2 protein-coding genes are annotated in these 784 nt (G+C 67.6%); both read left to right on the top strand.

Going from position 1 to position 784, the window contains the following annotated elements:
* Positions 1-521, top strand: a 521-nt coding sequence (locus AB4112_RS36030) for an IS110 family transposase (protein WP_441727285.1), incomplete at its 5' end; no start/stop codon positions are given.
* 24 nt (positions 522-545) lie between these two features.
* Positions 546-784 (top strand): transposase (locus tag AB4112_RS36025; RefSeq protein WP_441727283.1); only part of this gene is annotated, 239 nt, incomplete at its 3' end.

Raw genomic sequence — 784 nt, 5'->3', positions numbered from 1 at the left:
TCGCCAACCAGCCCGAGAGCCTGGCCCGCTTCGCCGCCGGACTGGACCCTTCCTGCCTGGTCGTCTGCGAAGCCACCGGCGGCTATGAAGYCGCCCTGCTCGACGCTCTCCTCGCCGCCAACGTCCCCGCCCACCGTGCCGATGCCCGCAAGRTCAAGGCCTTCATYCGCTCCTTCGGCACRCTGGGCAAAACCGACACCCTCGATGCCAAGGCTATCGCCCGCTATGCCAGGGAACGCGGCCCCCAGCTCGCTCGCTGGCAGCCTCCCGATCCTGACCGCGCCACCCTCCAGGCCCTCGTCCTCACTCGCGACGACTTCGTCCGCCAGCGCACCGCCTTCTCGAACCGACGCCAGGCCCCCGGTGCCGAACCCGTCCGCCCTCACCTCGACGACCTCCTCGCCTGCATCGACCGGCAGATCAAGGCCATCGAGCTCAGGATCGCCGCCATCCTCAAGGCCTCCCAACCCCTCAACCGCGACGCCGACATCCTCACCTACATCCCAGGCATCGGCTTCTAGACCGCCGCCGTTCTCCTCGCCCTTATGCCCGAGCTCGGCTCTCTCGACCGACGACAGGCCGCGGCCCTCGCCAGCCTCGCTCCTCACCCTCGACAAAGCGGAAACACCAACGCCTACCGCCGCACCAAAGGCGGCAGACCCGAGATCAAACGCGCCCTCTTCATGGCCGCAATGGCCGCCAGCAACCATCACCCCACACTCAGGCCCTTCTTCCTCAAACTCCTCGCCAACGGCAAAAAGAAGCTCGTCGCCCTCACTGCCCT

Source organism: Inquilinus sp. 2KB_23, assembly GCF_052115705.1.
Classification (GTDB): Bacteria; Pseudomonadota; Alphaproteobacteria; order DSM-16000; family Inquilinaceae; genus Inquilinus; species Inquilinus ginsengisoli_A.
Note: the sequence above shows the minus strand (reverse complement) of the source record. Positions and strands in the feature narration are given on the sequence as shown.